General features: G+C 33.1%; 8 protein-coding genes. 3 read left to right on the forward strand and 5 right to left on the reverse strand.

Going from position 1 to position 7,267, the window contains the following annotated elements:
* Nucleotides 1-448 precede the first annotated feature (448 nt).
* Nucleotides 449-856, reverse strand: coding sequence for a hypothetical protein (locus LAV82_RS30445; RefSeq protein WP_442456071.1), 408 nt, complete (start codon nt 854-856; stop codon nt 449-451).
* 624 nt (nt 857-1,480) lie between these two features.
* Here LAV82_RS30445 and LAV82_RS30450 point away from each other — a divergent pair.
* Entirely contained in the window at nt 1,481-1,747 is a 267-nt protein-coding gene (locus LAV82_RS30450) for a hypothetical protein (protein WP_257205653.1), read from the forward strand.
* A 93-nt stretch (nt 1,748-1,840) separates the two neighbouring features.
* Here LAV82_RS30450 and LAV82_RS30455 read toward each other — a convergent pair whose 3' ends face one another.
* Together LAV82_RS30455 and LAV82_RS30460 are read right to left on the reverse strand one after the other, a co-directional pair.
* Nucleotides 1,841-2,410, reverse strand: a complete 570-nt coding sequence (locus LAV82_RS30455; RefSeq protein ID WP_098278056.1) for a hypothetical protein — start codon at nt 2,408-2,410, stop codon at nt 1,841-1,843.
* Between the two features lie 615 nt (nt 2,411-3,025).
* Nucleotides 3,026-3,736, reverse strand: coding sequence for a MerR family transcriptional regulator (locus LAV82_RS30460; protein ID WP_098476535.1), 711 nt, complete (start codon nt 3,734-3,736; stop codon nt 3,026-3,028).
* 259 nt (nt 3,737-3,995) lie between these two features.
* Here LAV82_RS30460 and LAV82_RS30465 point away from each other — a divergent pair, with 259 nt between their 5' ends.
* A complete protein-coding gene (locus LAV82_RS30465; protein WP_116075623.1) occupies nt 3,996-4,796 on the forward strand; it encodes a recombinase family protein in 801 nt (266 codons plus the stop codon).
* Nucleotides 4,797-5,377: 581 nt separating this feature from the next.
* Here LAV82_RS30465 and LAV82_RS30470 read toward each other — a convergent pair.
* Both LAV82_RS30470 and LAV82_RS30475 read right to left on the reverse strand, forming a co-directional pair.
* Entirely contained in the window at nt 5,378-5,527 is a 150-nt protein-coding gene (locus tag LAV82_RS30470; protein ID WP_499717575.1) for a hypothetical protein, read from the reverse strand.
* Nucleotides 5,528-6,020: 493 nt separating this feature from the next.
* Nucleotides 6,021-6,179, reverse strand: a complete 159-nt coding sequence (locus tag LAV82_RS30475; protein ID WP_216885589.1) for a YvrJ family protein — start codon at nt 6,177-6,179, stop codon at nt 6,021-6,023.
* A 154-nt stretch (nt 6,180-6,333) separates the two neighbouring features.
* On the opposite strand from LAV82_RS30475, the gene LAV82_RS30480 reads away from it, so the two are divergent.
* A complete protein-coding gene (locus tag LAV82_RS30480) occupies nt 6,334-6,741 on the forward strand; it encodes a DUF1259 domain-containing protein (RefSeq protein ID WP_499717576.1) in 408 nt (135 codons plus the stop codon).
* The last annotated feature ends 526 nt before the right edge of the window (nt 6,742-7,267 follow it).

Genomic DNA, 7,267 nt, shown 5'->3' on the forward strand with positions numbered 1-7,267 from the left:
AACCAACCTTTAGGACTCAGAGGTTGGTTTTTCTGTTTTTAAGCTGCATAGTATATACAACTGTAGTTAACATAATAGAGTTTCTCTTCACCAAAAGCCTCTTCAATGATTGAAGAGGCTTTTGATGTGTGATGATGGTACTTAGAAAAGGAGTAAGGTGAAGGTTAAATTAACTACCAAATAAATTATATTCATTAGCCCACTTTAAGTAAATTGTCCATTATGAATAACATTTAAAAATTTGAGCAAACTACCCAAGACGATGCAAAGCGTCAATTACAAACCTTATATGTATTCACACAGAAAAACTACCTCCACCCACATAAGGTAGTTTTTTCTCTTTTTAAGCTGTACATCGTATACAACCTTAGTTAACATAATCACCATTCTAGGTAGCAATGTAAAAATTATGCTCTTTCCGTAAATGTTGTTTCTTGTAGAAATAATTTTATAAGAACTTTACTTTATGGAGTAAATGTTCGTTTCCAGTCCACTCAATAACAAGTTCTTCATAACCCAAGAGAGCAGTATCTGGTTTGTTAATTTGATCTTCAAGCCATTGTTTAATAGTTAATAGTATTTGGTTATTAAAATCATCAGAAGCACTGTTTGGGTAATCTGCAATTGAAAGAGGATAAAGCGAAAAATCAACAGATCTATCTCTTGAATAAGAAATTGAAGCCACTACATTACCAACGATATTTGGCTTATTAGGACACCTACTATCAAATTCGAATTTTCTTACCAAACCAAATAAAACATCCATTTCTATGTTCGAAAAGATCGATTTAAGTTGTCTTTTAGTAGTCGAGTATCTCTCATTCTTATTTAAATTACGGAAATATTTAAATTTCATTTATAATCACTCCTTTCTATCTAGAATTATAGCTTAGTTCAGAATGAATATTATATACAAAGCTAGTTTACATAAACACTCTTTCCGGAACACACGACAAAAAAAGAACCCTTGGTAGGCAAGGATTCCGATGAGGTTACGATTTCTGCTTTATGCAGCTTTTTATACATCCTTGATATGACGGAGTTCTCCTTACAGGTAGTTAAAGAGATGATGCATAAAAAGCGCACCTTTTATACATATGCTAAACACTCCACATAATTGATCTTCCATGTGAATATGATATATTAATAATCAGACTATTTTTTACAAATTTCAACGTATGAACCCTATTTATGAGCTACCTCGCTTCCACTGGCGAGGTAGCTTTTTATTTTGTTAACGATAAAAGTAATGAAGACGTTTTTTTAGACTGATAATATCAGTATTTACGGGATTTAGAGATTACCTGCAGGTGTGTGAAAGTCTTTTCAAGGCGAAAATACTGATACACAGGGATCTCAACACTTTTAATTTTTTTGATTAACTCTATTTGTGAATCCCTGCTATTAGTCACACTTTGAAAGGAAAGCAGGGAAAAAGTCTTTTCTCGTCGAAGGTTACTGCTTGAAAGGTGGTGGCATTATGGCTGGATTTGATGAAAACGATCGTGACCCTGAGGTTGAAGCACTAATTGACCGATACCCTGAGGAAAGAGACATTTATCGTTATATGCGGAATGAGTTTGATAAAGTTTTAGATACATATGACCCTGATATTCACGATAGGGAAGTTGCTGTGAAGGCAAGTGATAAGTTTGACGTGTCTGTAGATTACGCACTTGATCTTTACACTAGAATGGTGTTTAAGATTGCGGAATTTCAACAGAGACGATTCAATAAGTCAAAATAGCCGACTAGAAGGCACTCTAAGGAGTGTCTTTTGTCTTGGTTAGTATTTATATTATTCTCTTATCTAAAACGTCTGCACGAGGCTGTATATACCTCAGATAAGTCCTTTCTCTTTGAACACCTTTCTTAAACATTCATTCACCAGTTCACTTTTAATTCCACTGTCTACATTGTCAATGATCTGTAGTACATCGTTATCCAAATAAAATCCCCTGAATTCTCGCTTTGCTTTCTTCCCAGCTAACAGACGATCAATGTTATCAATCTTCTTTTTATTATTCTTTTTCATATTCTTCCTGATAATAGATTCGCTATCAATATCGCTATCGTTTTCGGGTCTATTTTTATTAACCTTTTGAATTGAACTTGCTACTTCTTTATTAGCCGTCCGAATATTCTTTTTCACCCTCTTTTGAATAGGAAATGTGCCCGTTAATTGTTTAGTAGTTTTACTATTCTTCTTGAATACTTCATCGATGTCCTTATCAAATATAGATTCATCTGTTCCTACAAAGTTATACTTGCCTTCTACACTGTCCCACTCGAAACCTAATTTCTTAATTTTTGTCTGAATAGTTCTGTCTGAAACCTCATACTTTTTGGCAAGATCATTTACCTTTAATTTCTTGTCACTAATAGCTTCAATCATGCCTCTTACTAACATTTTAGCCACCTCATCCAATAGTGATATTACTAATTCATTTCACCTTAATTTATATTCTTTTATGTTAGAAAATTCACCTTTAATTCCGATAGCAACTTTAGCGCCATTTCTTGAAATGAAACGTGGAAACAGGAACTACAAATTATTGGTATTAGCAAACTAAAAAAATTTTAAGTGCTTTCTCTATCAAGTTGTTATAAAATAAAAAAAGCGTATTGGAGATTGTTTCAAACATTTTACGTCATCTAACCTATTCCCAAAGCACAGGGAGTAGGTTTTTTATGTTCTTGTACTACTGTGGTGAAATTAGTAAAGAAGTAGTTACAAAAATGATATATATGATATACAAAGTTAGTTAACATAGGTGGATTAGATTTACTTAGGTTTAACTTACGCTCGTGTTCCGCTCTTCTGATCGCTCACATAAGTTTAACTTGTGTTGAACTAATTAAAAAAAAAAAAAACAGAAATGCCTGGATTTACACCAGGCATTTCTGTTTTGTTGCAGGGTTTTTAGCGTGAAATATTGAATAACTCAGTTATCCTTCTCTATTTCATAAAACAATGGTATTGTAATGAAATAGACTGTTTATTTTCGGCGCTTCTATGCTTGTCTTAGTTCCCAAAAAGACGAGCAAAGAAGCCTTTTTTATTTTCTGTCTCTTTTTCCTGAGCTGTCGCTGCTTCTAGTAAATGTTGTTGCTGCTGTTTTTGAGATGAGCGGATATATTCCATCATTTCTTTATCGCGGCTCTCTATATGTTTTTTCATCTGTTCAGCCTGCTTATCAAAACTGGCTTGCAGCTGCTCCAGTTGCTTGCTTGTTTGCTCGCGATCCGCTCGCCTTTGTTCCTCTAATTCCCTCAAATCATTTTTAGAATCACTTAAGGCAGTCTTATACTCTTCAATTATTCCTAATAGCTGATTGTTCACCTCTTGTTGCTGTTTAAACTGATCGGCTAGCGCTCCTAAGACTTCCGGAGGGAGTGACTTTTCAGAAGCTTGCGGAGCAATTAAAGAGCGGTTATTTTCTTCATTTTCCGTATGCTCGTTATGTGCTCGGCTAGCGGAGCGGTTCCTTTCCAATCCCTCAACAATAGTATTTGCAGCTACTTCTAAAGAAAGATTTTTATGCTGAACCAGGAATTTTAGCTTTTGCAATGTTTCATAGTCGCTATGTGTATAGTAGCGCTTTTTCTTATTGTCAGTCTTGAAATCATAACCGCTCTTTGCGAGCGCGGCAGAATATTTCCTTACATTGCTTCCGCTTAATTCCAGGAGCTTTGATATTTCGTCTGAATTCATATAATCATCGTTAATAATCATTTGTGGCCTCCAATCTTATGTATTCGCCTTCCGCTCCTTAAACATCATACAGCGTTATTTTCAATAATTCGAGCAAGAGAATTTTTTTCCTTTCTTTTTTAATTGCTTTTTGTTCTTTTTCATTCATAAAAAAAGAATAAAAAGCTTATTTATCAACGGATATATAAATATTATGTATACAGTAATTTGAATTACTGCACATATAAATTATAATAAAAGTATCAAAAATCGGTTTTAATACATGGGGGAAAGTTACATAATGAAAAAAGTTGTTGGCTATGTTCGTGTATCATCTGATTCACAAATTGAAAATACATCCATTGAGGAACAAATAAAAAGAATAGAAGCTTATTGTATCTCCCAAGAGTGGGAGTTAGTTGAGATTTTTAGAGACGAAGGTTTTTCTGGAAGCAATATAAATAGACCAAGATATAAAAAGATGATGGAATATCTTGCAGATCATAAGGGCGAGCTTGAAAGTGTAGTCGTTTTGAAAATGGATAGGGCGCACAGAAACCAGCTTAACTTATTGCAATTCATTAAGGTTGAGCTAGCGGAATTAAATATGGATTTTGTAAGTATTACTGAATCTTTTGATACAAGTACCATGATAGGACGTATGATGCTAGGGATTCTTTCTACTTTTGGAGAGTTTGAGAGAGAAGTCATAAACGAGCGGACAAGGAGCGGTAGACTTTCTACAGCTTTAAAAAATAAGTATGCAGGCGGCCAGGTTCCATATGGATACGAAGTAGGAAATGGAGCTGTTAAGATAAATAAAGAGCAGGCGGCTATTGTAAAACGTGTATTTGATGAATTTATAGAGGGCCGTACTTGCTACCGGATTGCTAAGAAGCTTAATGAAGAAGGTATTAAAACAAAAAGCAATAAGAACTGGACACCTACTACAATTAGAAGAATGTTAGATACAGAAAGCTATACAGGCTTTAATTCATATAATGGCAGCAAAGAGCAGAATTCGATCAGACAAAAAGATGTTTTTCCTAAAATCATTTCACGCCAAAAATGGAACAAGATTCATGCAGCTGTTACAGCATAAAAAAGGACCAGGAGAGTGGCTCCAGATATTTTTTAATTCTTATTATGCCATAAGAAAGAACGTCCTCTTTATAACTACCTTTTCTGAGGTTTCTATAAGTGCCTACAAGCGAATTAATTTTAGTTTTACAGGCAACCGCTCTTCTAGCGTGGCAGGAGCGGAGCGGTTGTTGTTATTATCTAAAAGTGTGTAGCTTTTCAATATATTTTTGATACTATTTTATAAAGGTTACAGCATATGTATAAAAAGCTGCATATTGGAGAGAAACCAACCTTTTGAGAATCCTTTTACGCCAAGGGTTCTTTTTTGGTATGTGTACCGGAAAGAGACATTATTTCAACTAAATTTGTATATCATATACAGCCTAAAAACCGAAAAAACTCCCTGCGCATAAGGTTGTTTTTTCGGTTTTTTTGAATGGACAATAAATCCAGTAACTGGTATTTTCATTTATATTTTTAATCACCTTTCTTGTACTTACTCCAAAACTTAAACAGTTGAATAAAGTAGAAGGGAGAAAATATGTCTAGGAGGTTATGTTTTGGAATATCAAGACTTTAATTCTGAAGAACAACTTGAGTTTATAAATCTTGGGGATGAAAGACAACCATATAGCCATTACCCATATCCAAGGCCGAGACCAAGACCATATTATCCATACTATTACCCACCATATTACTATCCACGTCCACGGCCATATTATCCGTATTATCCACCATATTATTATCCATATCCATATTACCCTTGGTACGGATATGGCGGAGGTTATTGAAAAGAATCTCATTCATAGTAATTAAAAGGAGTCGCATATGCGACTCCTAAAATCAGTAAAAATACAGTGAATGTTTTTCGTGTTTATTCTTCAAATGGGATATAGGTGATCTTATAAATGAAAAATACATAGTATTAATCTGTATAAAAAATAAAAATATAACTTTTTATTTTTACGTCCTTATATTTTAAATAAATAAATACCAAAAACCCTGGGAATCAATGATTTCCAGGGTTTTTGGTTCTGATAAAATCCATTATGTTAACTAAGGTTGTATATCATATACACCCTAAAAATAGAAGAAACTACTGGCTATGTTCAGTAGTTTTTTCTGTTAAAAGAATAGGGAACTTAATGTTGATGCCTCAGGGCGTCTTGGGTAGTTTGCTCAAATTATTATGTAGTATTCATACTAAGAAATTAATTAAAAAATAAGCCTATAAATCAATTATTTATTGCTTGTCCTGTTCTTTTTCAATAATAGTGGCTATTTTATTAATAGCTTCTGTTAAATGATCTATTTTCTTTTCAAAGCGTAAGAGAAGATAAAAAGTAACAACAATAGGAAAGTCAAAATTCCCAATAAGGTTCAGCCATTGTACTATCTTAATTACTTCTTTTTAGATACCGTTATTTTATATAATATACAGTCCAATTGAAAGCGCTCGGATATGTTCTAATATAAAAAAGGCTAGTTTCATTGTATATATACCTATGCTTGTCCCCTTTTATATACATATCTTATTTATTAAGGAGGTGAATTTCTTGGCTAAAGAAAAATGTCTTTGTGAAGAATTGGCGAACATTCTTAAAGGTGAGGCTGAACAAAAAAAGAACTTATGTAAGGTAACACGGGAGAGAAAAAATTTAAAGCCTACAATTCTTGGTCATTCTACAAGTTCAGATATGGTAATCGATTTAGAGTTTAGTTTCGAACCTGTTGCTAAAAAGGATAAAACTTTGAATTTAGCAGAACTTGTTTTTTTACAAGAAGAAGTAAACCCTTTCCTAGAAGAGATCAAAAAGAGTGAACAAATATTAGTTACAGCTATACACAATCATTGGTTATTTGAAGAACCGAGACTTATCTATGTACATCTTGAATCAGTTCAAAATCCAATAGAATTTGCAAAAGAAGTTGCTTATGCTTTGAAAAAAGCGGGAGTTAAATAAACATATTCATAAAACCCCTATCTTCAAATATTTTTCCTCTTTGATAACCCTCTATTTCTTATATTTTAAAGAGATACCTTTTTTATAATCTCTAATAATATTAATAGGTATAAGATATACAGCTAAAAAAAAAACTACCTTTGCAAGATGGAGGTAGTTTTTTTCTTTAATCATGTGGGATTTTTGATTCTTTAATGTATCTTGAATAGTTTGCTCAAATTGTTAAATGTTATTCGCATAGACAATTCACCCCAGCCTGTGCCTCACACCTCAAAACAAAAGGAGAAAAAAGAACCTAAAGATAAAATATGTCCAAGCTAACTTATTCCTTTTCTATATAATATTAAAAAAGGAGATGAGAAAGTGAGAAAAGATAAGTATAGCTCTTCAGACAAAGATGAAGCGAAAGTGAAAAAAAATAAGTATAGCTCTTCAGACAAAGATGAAGTGAAAGTGAAAAAAAATAAGTATAGCTCTTCAGACAAAGATGAAGTGAAAGTGAAAAAAAATAAGTATAGCTCTTCAA

Origin of the sequence: Bacillus sp. ILBB4, from assembly GCF_035064545.1 — a bacterium.
Lineage (GTDB): Bacteria > Bacillota > Bacilli > Bacillales > Bacillaceae_H > Priestia.